An 18,349-nucleotide genomic window follows, 5' to 3' on the forward strand; every position below is an offset into this window, starting at 1 on the left:
GCCGTCACATGTTGTGGCGGGTGTAGGCCGGCTCCCGCCAGCCCAGCATCGCCTCGGTCATCCGGATCGCGTCGTAGTTCGCCCGCACGTCGTGCACCCGCATGATCCGGGCGCCCCGCATGATCGAGAAGACCACCGTGGCCAGCGTGCCGGCCAGCCGCTCCTGCTGCGGCCGGTCCAGCGTCTCGCCGATGAAGTCCTTGTTGCTCAGCGCCGCCAGCATCGGATAGCCGATCGCCGCGATCTCGTCCAGCCGCCGGGTCAGCTCCAGCGAGTGGTGGGTGTTCTTGTTCAGGTCGTGACCCGGATCGATGATGATCTGGTCCGGGCGGACCCCGCGGGACAGCGCCAACTCCACCTTCTCCCGCAAGAACGCGCCCACCTCGGCGGTCACGTCCCGGTACTGCGGCCGGGGATATTCGGTACGCGGCGCGGCCAGGCTGTGACAGATCACCAGCTGCGCGTCCGTCCCCGCCACGGCGTCGGCCATCGCCGGATCACGCAGCCCGGACGTGTCGTTGACGACCCCGGCGCCCGCCTTGATCACCTCGGCGGCGACCTCCGGACGGAACGTGTCCACCGACACCACGGCCAGACCGCGGGCCGCCTCGACGACCGGCAGCACCCGGTCCAGCTCCTCGGCGGCGGTCACCTCCGGGCCGGGCGCGAACGGGACCCCGCCGATGTCGATCCAGTCGGCGCCGTCGGCGGCCGCCGCCCGGACCGCCTCGGTGGCCTTCTCCAGCGCGAACGTCCGGCCCTTGTCGTGGAACGAATCCGGCGTACGGTTCACGATCGCCATCACCACGACCTGCCGGGAGAAGTCGTAGGCCCGGCCGCCGATGACCCGTGTACCGCTGAGTTCGCTCACGGTCGCCGACCCTAACAAAGCCGTGCGGGCGTACCGGCCGGTACGCCGTACCCATGATCATGGGTTCTAACAGGCGGGACTCTGCGTCATCCATCACTTCCGGAGAGGAATCGATGCCCGTCCCCGGGGTAGTCGAGGTGCGTGCGCACAACGGCCACTATCCCCTCGGAGGACGACATGAGTGATCCGGCATACCCGGTCGATGTGCCCCGGCAGCCGACCTACGACCTGACGCCGCCGACCGAAGAACAGTCGAAGCCCCGGCAGGCCGCCGAGCAGACCAGGCAGGCCGCCGGCGACGTCAGGGACACCGCCCGCGACCAGGCCCAGCGCGCGTCGGAGCCGAGGTTCGCGACCAGGCCCGTTCCGTGGCCTCCGAGGTTCGCGACAAACTCGGCGAGCAGGCCCGCACCCAGAACAGCCGCCTCGTCGGCGGCATCCGCGAGACCGCCGACCACCTCGACGAGATGCGCGGCGCCCGGCAGGACTCGCCGGCCGCCGCCGTGGTCGCCCGGGTCGCCGAGGGCGGCCGGCCCGCTCGCCGCCGGCATCATCGCCTTCGGCGTCGGCATGCTCACCGCCTCGCTGATGCCCGTCACCGACGCCGAGCGCCGGGCCGGACAGCAGCTCAAGGAGCACGGCGGCGACCTCACCGACAAGGTCAAGGACGTGGCGAGCGACCTGAAGGACGACCTCGGCGGCACCGTCCGGGACGCCGCCGGCGAGGTGCGCGAGACCGCCCGGGACGCGGCGCGGACCACCGGGGAGACGGCCCGCTCGGGCGCGCAGGACGTCCGGAACCCGGCCACTTCCTAGAGCGACGGGAGGGGACGTTTGTCCCCTCCCGATCCGGGAATCGGCAGCACCATGAGACTGGGATACAAGCTCGCCGCCGAGGGATTCGGGCCCAAGGAACTCGTTCGCCAGGCGATCCGGGCGGAGGAGGTGGGCTTCGACTTCGTCGAGATCAGCGACCACTTCCACCCCTGGCTCGACATTCAAGGCCATTCCCCGTACGCCTGGAACGTGCTCAGCGCCATCGCGGCCCGCACCACCACGCTCGGGCTGGCCACCGGGGTGACCTGTCCCAGCGTGCGCTACCACCCGGCGATCGTCGCGCAGGCCGCCGCCACCCTGGCGATCCTCTCCGACGGGCGGTTCACCCTCGGCGTCGGCTCGGGGGAGCGGCTCAACGAGCACGTCGTCGGGCAGGGTTTCGGCAGCGTCCGGGAGCGGCACGAACGGCTGCGCGAGGCCCTCGACATCATCAACCTGCTCTGGCGGGGCGGCTATCAGTCCTACCAGGGGCGATATCTGCAGCTGGAGGACGCGCGCGTCTTCGATCTGCCCGATACGCTCCCGGCGATCGCCGTGGCGGCGGGCGGCCCGGTGGCCGCCGAACTGGCCGCCACCCACGGCAGCGGGCTGTTCGTCACGGAGCCGCGGGCCGACCTGGTAGCCACTTTCACCGAGAAAGGTGGCAGGGGGCCGAAATACGCGGAGGTGCCGGTCGCCTGGGCGCCCACCGAGGAGGCGGCCGTCAAGGAGGCCCACCGCACCACCCGCTGGGCGGTCACCGGCTGGAAGGTGATGGCCGAACTGCCCAACCCGGTCAACTTCGAGGCCGCCTCCGCCACCGTCACCGAGGACGACGTCCGCGCCTTCCTCACCGCCGGACCCGACCCGGCCCGCTACCTGGCCCGGATCCGCGAGTACACCGACGCGGGATACGACCACGTCGTCCTGATGAACGCCGGGCCCGACCCGGACGGATTCCTCGACTTCGCGGGCAAGGAACTGATCGGACGGTGAGCGACCGGGTCACGGTGGTGGTTGCCACCCGCAACCGGCGCGACCGCCTCCTCGAGACGTTGCCCGAACACCGGGCCCCGGTCATCCTCGTCGACGACGCCTCCACCGACGGCGGTCCGGACGCGATCAGCAGCGCCTTCCCGGCGGTCGACGTGGTCCGGCTCGGCGAGAACCGCGCGCCACGGCCCGCAACGAGGGGGTACGCCGTGCGAACACGCCGTACGCAGCGTTCGCCGACGACGACTCGTACTGGACCGACGGTTCGCCGGCCCGCGCCGCCGCCCTCTTCGACGCTGGCGATCTTGGACGTCTGGCCACCGATTGCGGTGGCCGATCGTCCAAGATCGCGGGCGGCGGCGGTGGGTGTGGCCGGCGCGGGTGCCCCTTCGTGATCTTGGAGGTCTGGCCACCGATTGCGGTGGGAACACGTCCAAGATCGCGGACGGCGGGGTGGCGGGGCTGCGGGAGGGGGTGGGGTGAGGGAGGGGTGGGGGTGAGTGGGCAGCTCAGCCCGGCGGGGGCGGCACGGGCGGGAGTGGGCAGGTGGTCGCCGGGTGCTGCGGGACTCGGCAGTCCCGTACGGGATCAGGGGAAACCGTGGGTGCGGCGGACGGTGACGTAGGTTTCGGTGGCCTCGCCGACGTGGGCCGGGTCTGCGCGTAGCGCTCGGAGGATCAGGCGTGCGGATTGTGCCTGGGTCAGGGCGGCGGGGTTTTCGGGGTTTCGGGCGGCCGCGGCGGTGAGGGCTCGCGCGAAGCGGGTGAGGACCTCGGCGCTGGGGCCGCCGGGGACCGCGGGCCAGCCGTAGCGGGAGGCCGCGGCGCACGCGTAGTCGGCGGCCGGGCCGGGGCGGTCGGCGCGCAGGTGGGTGACCGCCGCGTGCAGCAGGATCGTGGTGGCCTCGGTGTCCGGGTTGCCGGCGCGGGAATCGGGCAGGGTGACGGCGGGGGAACCGGCCGGGGTGACGGGGCGGGAACCGGCCAGGGTGACGGCGCGGGCGGTGAGCCGGCAGGCGATCCGGTGGTCGCGGACGGCGCTGCGCAGCAGGCCCGCCTCGGCGGCGGCGACCGGCAGCAGGCCGGGCAGCGGAGTGTGGCGGCAGAGCGCGAAGGCTTCCATGGCCAGTTCGACGGCCTCGCGGAGGCGCCCGGAGTGGCGGGCGACGGTGACCGCCTCGGCCAGGTCGCCGGCTAGCAGCGCGGCGAGGTCCGGGTCGGCGCGGTCGGTGTCGTGCAGGGACCGGCTCACTGCGAGCCCGGCGGCGTAGACCGGTTCGGCGTCGGCGAGCCGGCCGGTACGGCGCAGGCAGCGGCCCAGATGACGATGCATCAGGGCGATCCGGCCGCGGGGAGCGCGCACCGGCGGGTCGAGGGTGGGATCACGGTCGAGGCAGTGGCGCAGGTCGTCGATCGCCTCGGCGGGCCGGTCCAGGTCGGACAGCAGCAGGCCGCGCAGCCCCCGCAGCTCGATGAGCGCGATCTGCTCGTCGTAGGTGCGGGCCACCGGTTCGGCGTACTGGCACACCTGGAGAGCGGTTTCCGAATCGACGACCTCGATGAACGCCATGGCCAGGTCGTAGAGCGGCAGGCCCAGCCAGTCGGCGGCGTTCGGGCCGGGCATGTCGAGGATCGCGCGGACCTCCGACCACAGGGCGGTGGCCTTCTCCGGGTCGCCGTCGTGGGCCGCGTCGACGGCCAGTCCGGCGGCGACCCCGGCGTGCAGGGCGCGGTCCGGCAGGGTGACCCCGCCGCGGGTCCGGTCCAGCAGCTCCCGCGCCTTTCCGGTGCCGGCCGCCACGTCGGTGAGGTGGTAGCCGAGCAGTCCCAGCCGGACGAACAGGGTGGACGCGATCTGATCCTCCGGGTCGGCCGGATCCTTCTCCGGCACCAGGGAGAACGCGGCCGTGAACAAGCGGCGGGCGTGCCCCGGACGGTCACCGACGTGGGCGATCACGCCGCCGTCGTGGAGTTCGATGACGCGCATCAGATGTTCGGACGTGTACGGCGCCGGCGGGTCACCGGCCCGCTGCCCGATCCGGCGGGCGCCGTCGTGCTCGTGACGCAGCCGGCAGTGCAGCGACAGCAGGCGCACCAGCCGGTCGCGGGTGAACGGCAGGTCGACGCCGTCGGTGACCGCCTGCTCCCGGATCGCGCGGTCGTAGTCGCGGGCCTCCGCCATGGCGGTGTCGTCTCCGGCGGCGGCGAGCAGCCCGGCGGCGACCCGGCTGTGCAGGTTGAGGCCGAACGCCGACGAGTCCACCAGCGGGGGCAGCAGTTCCCGGACAGCGCCGAACTGGGCGTGGGCGCCGGCCGGGTCGGCGCCGATGAGGTGGTGGGCCAGGGCGAGCCGGGCCAGCGCCATCGTCTCGGCCGCGCCCGGCCGGCGGTCGGCGGCCGGCTGGGCGCCCAGCGCGACGGCCTCGACGGCGTACGTCCCGGTGGCGTCGACGTCGAGGAAGTGCGCGGCCCGGATCGCGGCCCGGGCCAGCGCCTGGAACAGGTCGGTCTCGCCGATCGGCTGGTTCGCGGCGATCCGGCGGCGGCACACGTCGACCAGGTCGAGGGTGGTCCGGTACGCCTGGAGGCCGAGGCCGTGCCGTTCCTGCCAGTCGGCTAGTTCCCCGGCGACGGTGGGCAGCCCGGCCGCCGCCCACATCGCCGGCGCCTTCGCGACGACCGCCTCGAGCTGCCGTTTGGCCTGGCTGCCGGCGCTGATCGCGCCGGCCAGGTCACCGGCCTCGATGCGCAGCAGGCCCAGCATCCGCCACATCTCGCCGTCGCGGACCGCGAAGCCCGGCTCGCTGACGTCGTCGGGGACGGTGCCGCGCAGCCCTTCGACCAGGTGCCGTTCGGCGTCGGCGTTGCGGTCCGTGAAGATCGCCAGACGGGCCGCGGCCCAGTGCGCGGACCGTCGCAGGTGCACGCCGATGGCCAGGCCGCTGACCCGCTCGGCGACCCGGAACGACTCGTCGGACCAGCGCTGGGCGAGGTCGTGGTCGTCCAGCTGGACGGCGATGCCGATCGCCACCACCAGGGACTGGGCGAGCAGGATCTGCATCTGGGTGTAGCTGGGCGGCTCGGCGCGCAGCAGCGCGAACAGGTCCTCCGCCTCGGCCAGCGTGTCGGCGGTGACCGTGCCGATGGCCAGGACCTGGAGACGCAGATGGCCCACGAAGATCGAGGCCGTGCGGTAGACCGGGTGGTCGCCGGGGATGCTGGCGAGCGTCTCCACGGCCTGCTGGGCGAGCCGGGTGGCCTGGTCGTGGTCGCCGACCACGACCAGGTTCATGGCGTTGCTGGCCAGGGTGATGGCCAGTTGCATGGCGGCCACCGGGTTCATGCCGATCCGCTGGTAGGCGCGGTGCGCCTCGGTGAAGAACGCGGACGCCTCGGTGGCCGACCCCTGCGACATCAGGATCTGGCCGAGGCCCAGGCTGGCCTCGGCCACCTGTACGTCGTTGAGCCCGCTGGCCCGGCGCAGCAACCGCAGCGCCCGGCCGGAGGCGGCGCTGGCCTCGCCCGGCTGACCGAGACCGTTGTGCAGCTGCGCCTTGAGGGTGAGCGCCTCGACCAGCTGGCCGGTGCGCTCGGGGCCGTCCGGGGTGATCCGGACCGCCGGTTCCAGCCGGTCCAGGGCCTCCCGCAACTGGCCGCCGACGAGCAGGTAGCGGGCGATCGTGATGCGGAACATGACGACCACCGACTCCTCGAACCCGTCGTGGCCGGTCGCGTCCAGGATCTTGCCGAGGACCACGACGGCCAGGTCCTTGAGTGCCCATTCGACGTGGTCCGGCAGGTAGGAGCCGACCTCGTAGAACAGGTCGTCGTCCAGGGCCAGCTGCGCCTCGACCACGGCGCCGGCCGCGTTGCCGAGTTCACCGCCGACCGACGGGGCGAGGCGTACGGCCAGTGGCACCAGCCGGCGGATGTCGGTGCCGAGCAGGTCCTTGAGGGTGGCCGCGGCGCCGGGCGAGTGCCGTCCGGCCCGGGCCAGCACGGTCAGGGCCTGCCCGGCCCGGCGATCGTCGACGCCGGCGGCGACCTTCCGGGGCAGGTCCGGCTCGGCCTCGCAGACCACGGCGGCGAGGCGTTCGGCGAGCAGGTCGGGGCCGAGCGGGGTCCAGTAGCCGGCGCCGTGCTGGGCGCCGTCGTACAGGTCGTGCAGCCATTCCGCGACCGGCTCGGCGCGTTCCAGCCGCCAGCCCAGCACGTCACCGAGCAGGGCACATCCCTCCGCCTCGGTGGTGGCGCCGGCCAGGCTCATCAGCGCCACGGCCCGGCGTTGCGCCACCGGGTCGAGGCGCAGCCCGGCGACGCGGGCGGTGGCCTTCCAGTAGACGTGCTCGTGTTCCAGAACGGCATCGAGGGCGTCCACACCGCTGCGCGCGACAGTGCCCGGGTTCAGGGCGGCCACCACGGCCGCGGCGTGCAGGTGCAGCAGCGGGGTGTCGCCGCGGAAGTCCGGCGGCGGGCCCGGCGGTCCGGGCGGCACCCCGGCGTGGACGGCGAACGCGGCCAGGGCCCGCTCGTACTCGCCGGTCCAGGCGCCGGGCGCGACACCGGACAGGTGCAGCCGGCAGACCCGGGTGTCCAGGCTGGTCATCAGGGAGGCGCTGATGCCGATGCCGACATCCTCCCACCAGGCGCCGGCCCGGCGGGCCAGGACCAGCAGCCGGATCGGTGGGCGCTCCGAGCGGGCCAGCTCGTCCAGTTCGGAGATCAGATGCTTGAGGCGTACGTGGTCCTCGCCGTAGTCGGCGACGATCAGCGCCGGTTCGCCCAGCCGGTCGAGCGCCTCGATCAGCCGGTCGACCGGGCCGGGGCCGGGGTCCATCCGGTCCACCGGCCGCAGGAACCCGGCCACCCAGCCGTGCTCGTGCCGCCCGCTGACCAGCTGCCCGGCCAGCCGGGTCTTGCCGACGCCGCCCGCGCCGGTGACCAGCCGCACCGAGAACGGCTCGGCCGAGTCGCACCAGGCGGTGAGCGCCTCGATCTCGGCGTCGCGGCCCTCGAACGGCACGATGCCGCGCTCCGGGCGCAGCAGGTCGGCGGTGCTGCCGTGGGCGCCGCCGCGGGGCGCGCGCTCCCCGGGCCGGTGCAGGATGGCGCCGAGTTTCGGGACCAGCCAGCGGCGGCGGGCCGCCTTCCAGCCGGGACTGCCGTCCAGACCCTCCAGACCGGGTACGCCGGCGAGCGGCACCACCCAGCCGCCGCGGGCCCCGTGCTCGCCGCCGCGGGTCGCCTTGACCGGCCCGATCACCCGCCCGGTCCGCACGTCGAACGCCGGTGACCCGCTGATCCCCGGCTCGACCGTGTCGTCGCCGATCTGGAGGAACCGGACGCCGTCCGCCTCGGTCGGGCCGTCGATCCGGTAGCGGCCGTGGACCAGGGTGGGCCGGTCGCTGAACAGCCGCTGGTAGCCGGCGATCCGGACCTCGCCCGGGTGGGCCTCGTCGGGGTGCGGGGCGCGCTGCACATCGGCGTACGGATGCTCGCCGTCGATCGTCACGTCCACGACCGCGAGGTCCGGCAGCGGGGTCCAGCCGTCGTCGGGCCGCTGTTCGGGGCGCCGCCAGCGGACCGTGCCCGGGTAGTCGCGGCCGTGCCAGTGGACCGTGCACTCCGCGTGGTCCTGGACCACGTGCGCGCAGGTGACCAGGACCCCCGGGGCGACGAAGAAGCCGTTGCCGTCCGAGTCGCCGGCCCGGACGGCCGCACACACGTCGTACAGCTCGTCGGTCGTCACGCCGACGATGCTCCCGTGCGGACACCTCCGGGCGACATACCTCGTTCGGTTTCGTTCACCAGCCGGTTTCTCTACCAGCCGGTGGGCGGGGCCTCCAGGTGCACCACTGTGGTCACCGTCATCTCGTCGAGCAGTTCGGGGCCGTACCCGAAGCCCTGTCCGCTGCCGCGGCGCGGATGCGCGGCACCGCCGGGCGCCCCACCGAACACCGCGTTGACCTTGATGGTGCCGGCCGGCAGCTCCCGCCAGGCCCGCTGGGCGTGGCTCATGCTGGGCGTCAGTACGGTGGCGGCCAGCCCGTACGGGGAGTCGGCGGCCCGCTCCAGGGCCTCCTCGAAGGAGTCCACCACGAGCACCGGCGCGACCGGCCCGAACGTCTCCTCCCGCATCACCGGCATGTCGTCGGTGCAGCCGGTCAGCACGGTCGGCGGGTAGTGGGCGCCCGGCGCGTCCGGGATGGCGCCGCCGCAGACCAGGGTGGCGCCGTCCCGGACCGCGGCGCGCACCTGCTGGTGCACGGTGTCGCGCAGCCGCCGGTCGACCAGCGGCCCGATCTGTTTGCCCCAGGTCTCGGCTTCGGCGGCGAGCGCCTCGACGAACGGCTCGGCCACCTCCCGGTGCACGTAGATCCGCTCGACGGCGACGCAGATCTGCCCCGAGTTGGCGAACGCGCCGAGCGCCGCCTGCCCGGCCGCCCACACCGGATCCACGCCGGCGTCCACGATCAGCGGGTCGCTGCCGCCGTTCTCCAGCAGGGCCTTCGCGCCGGTCCGGGCGCAGGCCGCGGCGATCGACCGGCCGGTGGCGGTGGAGCCGACGTGCGCCACCACGTCCACGGCCCCGCCGGCCAGCGCGGCTCCGGCCGGTGCGTCGCCGTGCACCACATTGAGCACACCCTGGGGCAGGTGGGGGGCGAACAGCCGGGCCAGCCGCCAGCCGGTCGCCGGGGTGCGCTCGCTCGGCTTGTGCGCCACCGTGTTGCCGGTGACCAGGGCGGCGCCGAGGAGCCCGCAGGAGACGGCGACCGGGTCGTTCCACGGGGTGATCACCGCGACCACGCCGCGCGGCCGGTACGCCATCAGGTCGATCGCGCCGTCGTCGCCGGCCAGCGAGCGGCCGCGGTGGGTGGGGCCGAGCTCGGCGTACTGGCGCAGGGTGCCGACCCCGGCCGCGATCGAGTCGCGGGCGCCGTCGACCGGTTTGCCCATCTCGCCGGCCATGATCTCGGCCAGTTCGCCGGCCGCCGCCTCGATCGCGTTCGCGGCGGCGTGCAGGGCGGCGGCCCGGGCGGCCGGGGCGGTGCGGGCCCACTCCGGCGCGGCGGCGCGGGCGGCTCTCACGGCGGCGGCGACGTCGGCCTCGGAGGCGACCGGCACCCGGGCGACCGGGCGGTCGTCGCGCGGGCCGGTGACGGTCAGGGTCCGTCCGCCGGTGCCCGGCGCCCACCTGCCGTCGATGAGCTGTTCCACCTCATGCATGCGGCCAGTCTGCCCACACCGGACCGCCGGGAAACGTGCCTTACGGCAAATGTTCACCGTGAAAGTGCAGGAAAACGGGGATCTCAGCTATCCGGGGGAAGTTGATGATCATGCGGTTAGAGGGGAGATCCGGGGGTATGCGGCCCGCCATGCGCGTTCTCGGGATCAATGCGATCTTCCATGACCCATCGGCGGCCGTGATCGTGGACGGTCGCGTGGTGGCGGCCGCGGAGGAGGAAAGGTTCAGCCGCCGCAAGCACGGCAAGCGGCCGGTGCCGTTCGCCGCCTGGGAGCTTCCCGAACTGTCCGCCGCCTGGTGTCTGGAACAGGCCGGGCTGCGGCCCGAGGACCTGGACGCGGTCGCCTACTCGTTCGACCCCGGGCTCTGCCGGGACGCCGCCGAGCTGGGCCTCGACGATCCCTGGGATCACCTGCGCGCCGACTACGCCCGGCGGGCCCCGCAGTTCCTGGCGGCCGCGTTGCCCGGCCTCGACCCCGAGCAGGTGCGGTTCGTGCCGCATCACGTGGCGCACGCCGCCTCGGCCGGGCTCAGCGTGCCCGGGGACAGCGCCGTGCTGGTGCTCGACGGGCGCGGCGAGCGGGCCAGCCACCTGGCCGGAGCCTACCGGGACGGCCGGCTCGACGTGCTGTACGGCCAGGAGCTGCCGCACTCGCTCGGCCTGCTCTACGAGGACCTCACCCGGCACCTCGGCTTCCTGCACTCCAGCGACGAGTACAAGGTGATGGCGCTCGCGTCCTACGGGCAGCCGAAGTACCTCGGCCTGCTGCGTGACCTGGTCCGGGCCGGCGACGGCGGGTTCACCGTCGAGCGGATCGACTGGGACGCCCTCGCCAAACCGCGGACCGACGGCGAGGAGATGACCGAGGCGCACGCCGACCTCGCCGCCAGCGTGCAGAAACGCCTCGAGGAGGTGCTGCTCGACCTGGCCCGGTGGACGTACCACGCGGCCGGCGGGCTGCCCACGCTCACCATGGCCGGCGGGACCGCGCTCAACTGCGTGGCCAACGCCCGGATCGCCGCCGAGGGCCCGTTCCGGCGGGTGTGGGTGCAGCCGGCCGCCGGTGACTCGGGCACCGCGCTCGGGGCCGCGCTCGCCGTCAACGGCGAGCACCTGCCGTTCACCACGGCCGCGCTGGGCCGCGGCTGGAGCGACGACGAGCTGGAGGCCGAGCTGCGCCGGGCCGCCGTGCCGTACAGCCGGCCCGCCTCGATCGCCGCCGAGGCCGCCGGGGTGCTGGCCCGCAACGGCATCGTCGCCTGGTACCAGGGCCGCAGCGAGTACGGGCCGCGCGCCCTCGGGCACCGGTCGCTGCTCGCCCACCCCGGCGACCGGGACACCCAGACCCGGATGAACGACGTGAAGGGCCGCGAACAGTTCCGGCCGATCGCGCCGATGGTCCGGGCGGAACGCTTCCACGACATCTTCGAAGGCGTCTACCCGAGCCCGTACATGCTCTTCGTCCACCGGGTGAGACCGGACTGGAGGGATCGCATCCCGGCGGTCACCCATGTCGACGGCACCGCACGTGTGCAGACCGTACATGTTGATGACGAGCCGGTCGTGGCGTCGATGTTGACGGAGTTCGAACGGTTGACCGGACTGCCGGTGGTCGTCAACACGTCGCTCAACACGGCCGGCCGGCCGATGGTCGACACCCCGCGCGAGGCCCTCGAACTGTTCGGGTCGGCGCCGGTCGACCTGCTCGCACTCGGCCCGTTCGCGGTGCACCGCGCCCAGACCTACCGGAGCGTGGAGTGACGTTCGCCAGCATCGTCGTACCCACCGTGGGACGGGTCAGCCTCGGCGCGCTGCTGGCCGCGCTCGGTTCGCTGCCGCCGGACATCGAGCTGCTGATCGTCGACGACCGAGCCGACCGGCGTACCCCTCTCGAAGTGCCGGCCCGGGTGATCGCGGGCCGCGCCGCCGGGCCCGCCGCGGCCCGCAACACCGGCTGGCGGGCCGCCGAGGGCGAGTGGGTGGCGTTCCTCGACGACGACGTGCTGCCCGACCCGGACTGGATCGAACGGCTGGCCGACGACCTGCGATCGGCGGCCCCGACCGTCGGCGGGGTGCAGGGCGAGCTCCGGGTGCCGCTGCCGCCGGACCGGCCGCCCACCGACTGGGAGCGGGTCACCGCGGCCCTCGCCGACGGCGAGTGGCTCACCGCGGACATGGCCTACCGCCGTGCCGCGCTGGCCCGTGCCGGCGGCTTCGACGAACGGCTGCCGCGCGCCTTCCGCGAGGACGCCGAGCTGGCCCTCCGGGTCCGGCTGGCGGGCTGGGAGCTGCACCGCGGCCGTCGCCGGGCCACCCATCCGGTCCGTCCGGAAGATCAATGGATCAGCGTACGGGCACAGCGCGGCAACGCCGACGACGCCCTGCTGCGCCGCCTCTACGGTCCGAACTGGCATGCGGTGCTCGGGATCCCGTCCGGCCGCCGGCACCGGCACGCCGTGGTCACCGCCTGCCTGGCCGCGGCCGCCGGATCGGCCCTGCTGCGGGTGGCCACCGGCGACCGGGTCTGGTCGCGGGTGGCCGCACTGGCCGCCGCCGGCTGGGCGGCCGGGACCGCCGAATTCGCGGTGGCCCGCATCGCCCCCGGCCCCCGGGACTCCCGCGAGGTCACCACCATGCTGGTGACCAGCGCCGTCATCCCCCCGGTGGCGATCGCCCACTGGCTGCGCGGCTGGCTCCGATGGCGTGGCGCCGAGCCGCACCGGCCGGTTCCCGAGGCGCCGTGCGTTCCGCTGCCGGACGGCTCCACCGTGCCGCGCTGGAGGCGGAACCGGTGAGCGCGCCGCTCTACGACGCGGTGCTGTTCGACCGGGACGGCACGCTGATCGTGGACGTGCCCTACAACGGGGACCCGTTCAAGGTCCGGCCGATGCCCGGCGCCAGGGCCGCCCTCGACCGGCTGCGCGCCGCCGGCCTGCGGCTCGGCGTGGTCACCAACCAGTCCGGGCTGGCCCGCGGCCGGTTCACCGCCGAGCAGCTGGCCGCAGTCAACGAACGGGTCGAGGAACTGCTCGGCCCGTTCGGCACGTGGCAGGTGTGCCCGCACGACGACACGGCCGGCTGCGCGTGCCGCAAACCGGCCGCCGGTCTGGTGCTGGCCGCGGCGGCGGCGCTCGGCACCACCCCGCAGCGCTGCGTGCTGGTCGGTGACATCGGCCGGGACGTGGAGGCGGCGCTCGCCGCCGGGGCCGCCGGGATCCTCGTCCCCACCGGGGTCACCCTGGAGGCCGAGGTGGCGGCCGCCCCGCACCGCGCCGCCGACCTGGCCGGGGCCGCCGACCTGATCCTCGACCGGCATCGGCTGCTCAGCCCGGCGCCCCGGCCGCGCGTCGCCCGCACGGTCCTGGCCGTCCGCTCCGACTCGGCCGGGGACGTGCTGGTCACCGGCCCGGCGATCCGTGCCCTGGCGGCCGGCGCCGACCGGGTGGTGCTGCTCTGCGGCCCGCGCGGCCGGGCCGCCGCCGAACTGCTGCCCGGAGTGGACGAGATCGTCGAATGGCGGCTGCCGTGGATCGACCCCGAGCCGGGACCGGTCGACCCGGCCGGCATGCGGGCGCTCACCGACCGGCTGCGGGCCGTCGGCGCGGACGAGGCCGTCGTGTTCACCTCCTTTCACCAGTCGGCGCTGCCACTGGCCCTGCTGCTGCGGATGGCCGGCGTCGACCGGATCACCGCGATCAGCGAGGACTACCCGGGAACACTGCTGGACGTGCGGCACCGCGTACCGGATGAACTGCCCGAACCGGAACGTGCCCGCAGCGTCGCGGCAGCCGCGGGTTTCGTTCTCCCGGCGGGCGACGACGGGCGGCTGCGGGTGACCGTCGCGCGCCGGCCGCGCGGCGGCTATCTGGTGGTGCACCCGGGCGCGAGCTGCGAGGCCCGGGCATGCCCGCCGGAGAACCTGCGCCGCATCGTGGCCGCCCTCGCCGCACAGGGCCACCGGGTCGTCGTCACCGGCGGGCCGGGGGAGCGGCACCTGGCCGCCTACGTGGCCGGGGACGCCGCCGACGACCCCGGGCCGATGCCGCTGTCCGAGCTGGCCGGCCTGCTCTCCGGCGCCGACTGCCTGATCGTCGCGAACACCGGCCCGGCCCACCTGGCGGCGGCCGTCAACACCCCGGTGATCAGCCTGTACGCGCCGACCGTCCCCTATGGCCGGTGGGGCCCCTACCGGGTGCCCGCCGTCCGGCTCGGCGACCCGGGCGCACCCTGCCGGGACACCCGGGCCACCCGCTGCCCGGTCCCCGGGCATCCCTGCCTGACCGGCATCCGACCGCACGACGTGCTGGCGGCGGTACACCGTCTCGGCATCGCCGTACCCGAACCGAACCACGACGAGGTGGCCGCGTGAACATCCTGCTCTGGCACGTGCACGGCTCCTGGACGACCTCGTTCGTCCAGGGCAAGCACCGGTACCTGGTACCGGTCAACCCGGCCCGCGACGAGTGGGGCCGCGGCCGTGCCCGTACCTTCGACTGGCCGGACACCGTCGAGGAACTGCCGCTCGACGAGATCCGTGACGTGGACGTGGCGATCGCCCAGCGTCCCGGGGAACTCGACCTGATCCCGCCGCACGTGCCGGTGATCTACGTCGAGCACAACACGCCCAAGGGCGACGTGCCGGACACCCGGCACCCGCTGGCCGACCGTGACGACCTGGTCATCGCGCACGTCACCGACTTCAACGACCTGTTCTGGGACTGCGGCGGCACCCGGACCACGGTCATCGAGCACGGCGTCGTCGAACCGGCCGCCCGCTGGACCGGTTCGCTGTCCCGCCTGGCCGTGGTCACCAACGAGCCGGTACGCCGTGGGCGGGTCACCGGCACCGACCTGTTCCCCCGGTTCGCGTCCGTCGCCCCGCTCGACGTCTTCGGCATGGGCGTCTCCGGCCTGGCCGGCGTCACCGCCTTCGAGGACCCGCCCCAGCACGTGATGCACGCCGAGGTCGCCCGGCGGCGCGCCTACCTGCACCTGTGCCGGTGGACGTCGCTCGGGCTCAGCCTCATCGAGGCCATGCAGATGGGCATGCCGGTGCTGGCCCTGGCCACCACCGAGGCGATCGCCGCCGTCCCGCCGGACGCCGGGATCCTCTCCACCCGGGTGGACACCCTGGTCGAGGCCGCCCGCCGGCTCATCGACGAACCGGGCGAGGCGGCCCACCTCGGCGCCCGGGCCCGGCAGGTGGCCCTGGCCCGGTACGGCATCGACCGCTTCCTCGCCGACTGGGACCGACTGCTGGAGGAGGAGACATGCGCATCGCGATGATCTCCGAACACGCCAGCCCGCTCGCGGCGCTCGGTGGCGTCGACGCGGGCGGGCAGAACTCGCACGTCGCCGAACTCGCCGCCGCCCTGGCCGCGAACGGGCACGAGGTACGCGTCTACACCCGCCGGGACAGCCCCGGCCTGCCGGAGGTCGTGCCGATGGGGGAGCGGGCCGACGTGGTCCACGTACCGGCCGGGCCGGCCGAGGTGCTGCCCAGGGACGAGCTGCTGCCGTACATGGGCGCCTTCGCCGGGTGGATGGCCGCCGACTGGCGCGCCGAGTGGATGCCGGACGTGGCGCACGCCCACTTCTGGATGAGCGGGCTGGCCACCCTCGACGCCGGGCACTCCTGCGGTGTGCCGGTGGTGCAGACCTTCCACGCCCTCGGCACCGTCAAACGCCGCTACCAGGGCGCCGCCGACACCAGCCCGCCCGGGCGGATCGGCTACGAACGGCACATCGGGCGGGCCGCCGACCGGGTGATCGTGCAGTGCCGCGACGAGGTCGAGGAGCTGCTGCCCCTCGGGGTGCCGCGGTCGAGGATGTCGCTGGTGCCGTCCGGGGTCAACACCGAACGGTTCAGCTCGCGCGGGCCGGCCGTGGAGCGCACCCCCGGGCTGAGCCGGATCCTCACGGTGGCCCGGTTCGTCGAGCGCAAGGGCATCGAGGACGCCATCCGGGCCATGCCGGCCGTGCCCGGCGCCGAACTCGTGGTGGTCGGCGGTCCGCCGGCCGCGGCACTCGACGCCGAACCGTACGCCCGTCGGCTCCGGGCCCTCGCCGAGCACTGCCGGGTCGCCGACCGGGTCCGGCTGGCCGGCGCGGTTCCGGCGCACGAGATGCCGGCCTGGTACCGGTCCGCCGACGTGCTCGCCGCCACCCCCTGGTACGAGCCGTTCGGTCTCACCCCCCTCGAAGCGATGGCCTGCGGGGTGCCGGTGGTCGCCACCGCGGTCGGCGGGCTCACCGACACGGTCGTCGACGGTGTCACCGGCGACCTGGTGCCGCCCCGCGACCCGCGCGCCCTGGCCCTCGCGCTGCGCCGGCTCGCCGGGGACGAGATCCGCCGGTACGGCTACGCCGCCGCGGCCGCCGACCGGGCCGCCGCCTCCTACTCGTGGCCGCGCATCGCCGAGCGGCTGACCGCCGTCTACTCGACCGTCGCCGACCTGGAGGTAGTCGCTTGAACCCCATCGACGTCCACCTGACCGGGCTCGTCCAGGCGCTGCTGCCGTACCGGGAACAGGCCGGCCGCCTGGCCCGCTGGGGCGCCACCCTGGCCCGCCACCTCTCCGGCGGTGGACGGCTGCTGGTCGCCGGCAACGGCGGCAGTGCCGCCGAGGCCCAGCATCTCGCCGCCGAACTCGTCGGCAAGCTGCGCGAGGACCGGATCCCGCTGTCCGCGATCGCGCTCACCCCCGACTCGTCGGCGGTCACCGCGATCAGCAACGACTACGGCTTCGAGGAGGTGTTCGCCCGCCAGGTCCGGGCGCACGGCCGGCGCGACGACATCCTGCTCCTGCTCTCCACCAGCGGCCGCAGCCCCAACCTGGTGGCCGCGGCGCGCGCCGCCGAGGAGATCGGCATGCGGACCTGGGCGATGGTCGGCGAACGGCCCAACCCGCTCGCCGACATCTGTCACGAGGCGCTGTGCTGCCCGTCGCCGGACAGCCAGGTCGTCCAGGAGCTGCACCTGGTCTCGGTGCACGTGATGTGCGAGTACGTGGACCGGCATCTGGCCCCTTCGGACCTGGGCCGCGACGAGCTGGAGGAGATGGTCAGCGCATGAGATTGGTGGTCGTCGGGGACACCCTGCTCGACCGGGAGGTGCACGGCACCGTCACCCGGATCGCCCCGGACGCGCCCGCCCCGGTCCTGGACGAGGAGCGGGTGTCGGAGCGGCCCGGCGGCGCGGGCCTGGCGGCCCTGCTCGCCGCCCGGCGGGGAATCGAGGTCGCGCTGGTCACGGCGCTCGCCCCGGACGCCGCCGGGGCCCGGCTGAGCGAGCTGCTCACGGCCGCCGGCATTCGGGTGTACGCGCTCCCGCTGCCCGGAGGCACCCCGGAGAAGATCCGGCTGCGCGCCGCCGGCCAGGTGCTGCTGCGACTGGACCGTGGTGGCCCGCCCCGGCCGCCCGGCGACGTCCCGGCCGCAGCGCTCGACGTGCTGCGCGACGCGGGCGCCATCCTGGTCAGCGACTACGGCCGCGGGGTGGCCCGGCATCCGGCGCTGCGGGCCGCCGTCGAGGAGTCGAAGGCGCCGGTGGTGTGGGATCCGCACCCGAACGGGCCGCCGCCGGTGCCGAACTGCCGTCTCGTCACCCCGAACGAGGCCGAGGCACGGCGGCTGTCCGGCGACGCCGGCGACGGGTCCGGGCTGGCCACCGCCCAGCGGGCCGGGCACGCGCTGCGGCAGCGCTGGCAGGCCGCGGCGGTGGTGGTGACCCGCGGCGCGGCCGGCGCGGTGCTCTGCCAGGGCGGCCCGACACCGCTGGTGGTGCCGGTTCCGGCGGCGTCGTCCGGTGACACCTGCGGTGCCGGGGACGCGTTCGCCGTCGCGGCCGCGGTGGCTCTGGCGGAGGGCGCCCTGGTCTCGGAGGCGGTCGGTGCGGCGGTTGCCGCAGCATCGGATTACGTAGCCGGAGATCCCGAAATGTCGGGGAAAGCCGCACACGAGGGCCGGATCGGCGCCGCCGAAGCCGGTCGGCTCGCCGCCGAGGTGCGGACCCGCGGCGGCACCGTCGTCGCCACCGGCGGCTGCTTCGACCTGCTGCACACCGGCCACCTGGCCACGCTGAGAGCCGCCCGCGCGCTCGGCGACTGCCTGATCGTCTGCCTCAACAGCGACTCCTCGGTCCGCGGTCTGAAGGGCGACAACCGCCCGCTCACCGGCCAGGAGGACCGCGGCTGCCTGCTCGCCGCCCTGGACTGCGTCGACGCCGTCGTCGTCTTCGACGAGCCCACCCCGGAACCGGTCCTGGCCTGGCTGCGCCCCGACGTCTGGGTGAAGGGCGGCGACTACGACACGCTGCCGGAGACCGAGATCGTCCAGCGCTGGGGCGGCCAGACCGTGATCGTGCCGTACCTGGACGGCCGCTCCACCACCAGAACCATCGCCGAAGCACGCAGGAGGTAGCG

The 18,349-nt window shown here is 74.5% G+C and carries 14 protein-coding genes; 10 read left to right on the forward strand and 4 right to left on the reverse strand.

Annotated elements, in window-relative coordinates:
- Positions 1 to 4: 4 nt before the first annotated feature.
- On the reverse strand, positions 5 to 802 hold the full coding sequence (folP, locus tag IEZ13_RS38450; protein WP_260179281.1) for a dihydropteroate synthase: 798 nt from the start codon (positions 800 to 802) through the stop codon (positions 5 to 7).
- A gap of 290 nt (positions 803 to 1,092) precedes the next feature.
- Positions 1,093 to 1,443: a hypothetical protein gene (locus tag IEZ13_RS38455; protein WP_183222279.1), complete on the reverse strand. Its 351-nt coding sequence runs from the start codon at positions 1,441 to 1,443 to the stop codon at positions 1,093 to 1,095.
- A gap of 16 nt (positions 1,444 to 1,459) precedes the next feature.
- Here IEZ13_RS38455 and IEZ13_RS38460 point away from each other — a divergent pair, with 16 nt between their 5' ends.
- The 3 genes from IEZ13_RS38460 to IEZ13_RS38470 are packed head-to-tail and all read left to right on the forward strand — an operon-like array spanning position 1,460 to position 3,075.
- Entirely contained in the window at positions 1,460 to 1,687 is a 228-nt protein-coding gene (locus IEZ13_RS38460) for a hypothetical protein (protein WP_183222280.1), read from the forward strand.
- 51 nt (positions 1,688 to 1,738) lie between these two features.
- Complete coding sequence (locus IEZ13_RS38465) at positions 1,739 to 2,683, forward strand: TIGR03557 family F420-dependent LLM class oxidoreductase (RefSeq protein ID WP_183222281.1); 945 nt, start codon at positions 1,739 to 1,741, stop codon at positions 2,681 to 2,683.
- Complete coding sequence (locus IEZ13_RS38470; protein WP_229795571.1) at positions 2,680 to 3,075, forward strand: hypothetical protein; 396 nt, start codon at positions 2,680 to 2,682, stop codon at positions 3,073 to 3,075. Before IEZ13_RS38465 ends, IEZ13_RS38470 begins: the two co-directional genes overlap by 4 nt.
- Positions 3,076 to 3,268: 193 nt before the next feature.
- On the opposite strand, the gene IEZ13_RS38475 is transcribed toward IEZ13_RS38470, so the two are convergent.
- Together IEZ13_RS38475 and IEZ13_RS38480 are read right to left on the reverse strand one after the other, a co-directional pair.
- Positions 3,269 to 8,428: a trypsin-like peptidase domain-containing protein gene (locus tag IEZ13_RS38475; protein ID WP_183222282.1), complete on the reverse strand. Its 5,160-nt coding sequence runs from the start codon at positions 8,426 to 8,428 to the stop codon at positions 3,269 to 3,271.
- A gap of 71 nt (positions 8,429 to 8,499) precedes the next feature.
- Complete coding sequence (locus IEZ13_RS38480; RefSeq protein ID WP_183222283.1) at positions 8,500 to 9,906, reverse strand: aldehyde dehydrogenase family protein; 1,407 nt, start codon at positions 9,904 to 9,906, stop codon at positions 8,500 to 8,502.
- A gap of 149 nt (positions 9,907 to 10,055) precedes the next feature.
- Here IEZ13_RS38480 and IEZ13_RS38485 point away from each other — a divergent pair, with 149 nt between their 5' ends.
- The 7 genes from IEZ13_RS38485 to IEZ13_RS38515 are packed head-to-tail and all read left to right on the forward strand — an operon-like array spanning position 10,056 to position 18,347.
- A complete protein-coding gene (locus IEZ13_RS38485; protein ID WP_183222284.1) occupies positions 10,056 to 11,687 on the forward strand; it encodes a carbamoyltransferase family protein in 1,632 nt (543 codons plus the stop codon).
- Positions 11,684 to 12,721 carry a glycosyltransferase family 2 protein gene (locus tag IEZ13_RS38490; protein WP_183222285.1) on the forward strand — a complete coding sequence of 346 codons (1,038 nt, stop codon included), beginning with the start codon at positions 11,684 to 11,686 and terminating at the stop codon, positions 12,719 to 12,721. Before IEZ13_RS38485 ends, IEZ13_RS38490 begins: the two co-directional genes overlap by 4 nt.
- The gene (locus IEZ13_RS38495; protein WP_183222286.1) at positions 12,625 to 14,295 is read left to right on the forward strand and encodes an HAD-IIIA family hydrolase; all 1,671 of its coding nucleotides are present in this window, start codon (positions 12,625 to 12,627) and stop codon (positions 14,293 to 14,295) included. Before IEZ13_RS38490 ends, IEZ13_RS38495 begins: the two co-directional genes overlap by 97 nt.
- Positions 14,292 to 15,212, forward strand: coding sequence for a glycosyltransferase (locus IEZ13_RS38500; protein WP_183222287.1), 921 nt, complete (start codon positions 14,292 to 14,294; stop codon positions 15,210 to 15,212). Before IEZ13_RS38495 ends, IEZ13_RS38500 begins: the two co-directional genes overlap by 4 nt.
- The gene (locus IEZ13_RS38505; RefSeq protein WP_229795573.1) at positions 15,197 to 16,399 is read left to right on the forward strand and encodes a glycosyltransferase; all 1,203 of its coding nucleotides are present in this window, start codon (positions 15,197 to 15,199) and stop codon (positions 16,397 to 16,399) included. The genes IEZ13_RS38500 and IEZ13_RS38505 overlap by 16 nt, the downstream gene beginning before the upstream one ends.
- Positions 16,396 to 17,001 (forward strand): D-sedoheptulose-7-phosphate isomerase, encoded by a 606-nt coding sequence (locus IEZ13_RS38510; RefSeq protein WP_183222288.1) that lies wholly within the window; start codon positions 16,396 to 16,398, stop codon positions 16,999 to 17,001. The genes IEZ13_RS38505 and IEZ13_RS38510 overlap by 4 nt, the downstream gene beginning before the upstream one ends.
- Entirely contained in the window at positions 16,998 to 18,347 is a 1,350-nt protein-coding gene (locus IEZ13_RS38515; RefSeq protein ID WP_183222289.1) for a PfkB family carbohydrate kinase, read from the forward strand. Before IEZ13_RS38510 ends, IEZ13_RS38515 begins: the two co-directional genes overlap by 4 nt.
- Positions 18,348 to 18,349: the final 2 nt, after the last annotated feature.

Origin of the sequence: Actinoplanes campanulatus (assembly GCF_014647795.1) — a bacterium.
GTDB classification, from domain to species: domain Bacteria; phylum Actinomycetota; class Actinomycetes; order Mycobacteriales; family Micromonosporaceae; genus Actinoplanes; species Actinoplanes campanulatus.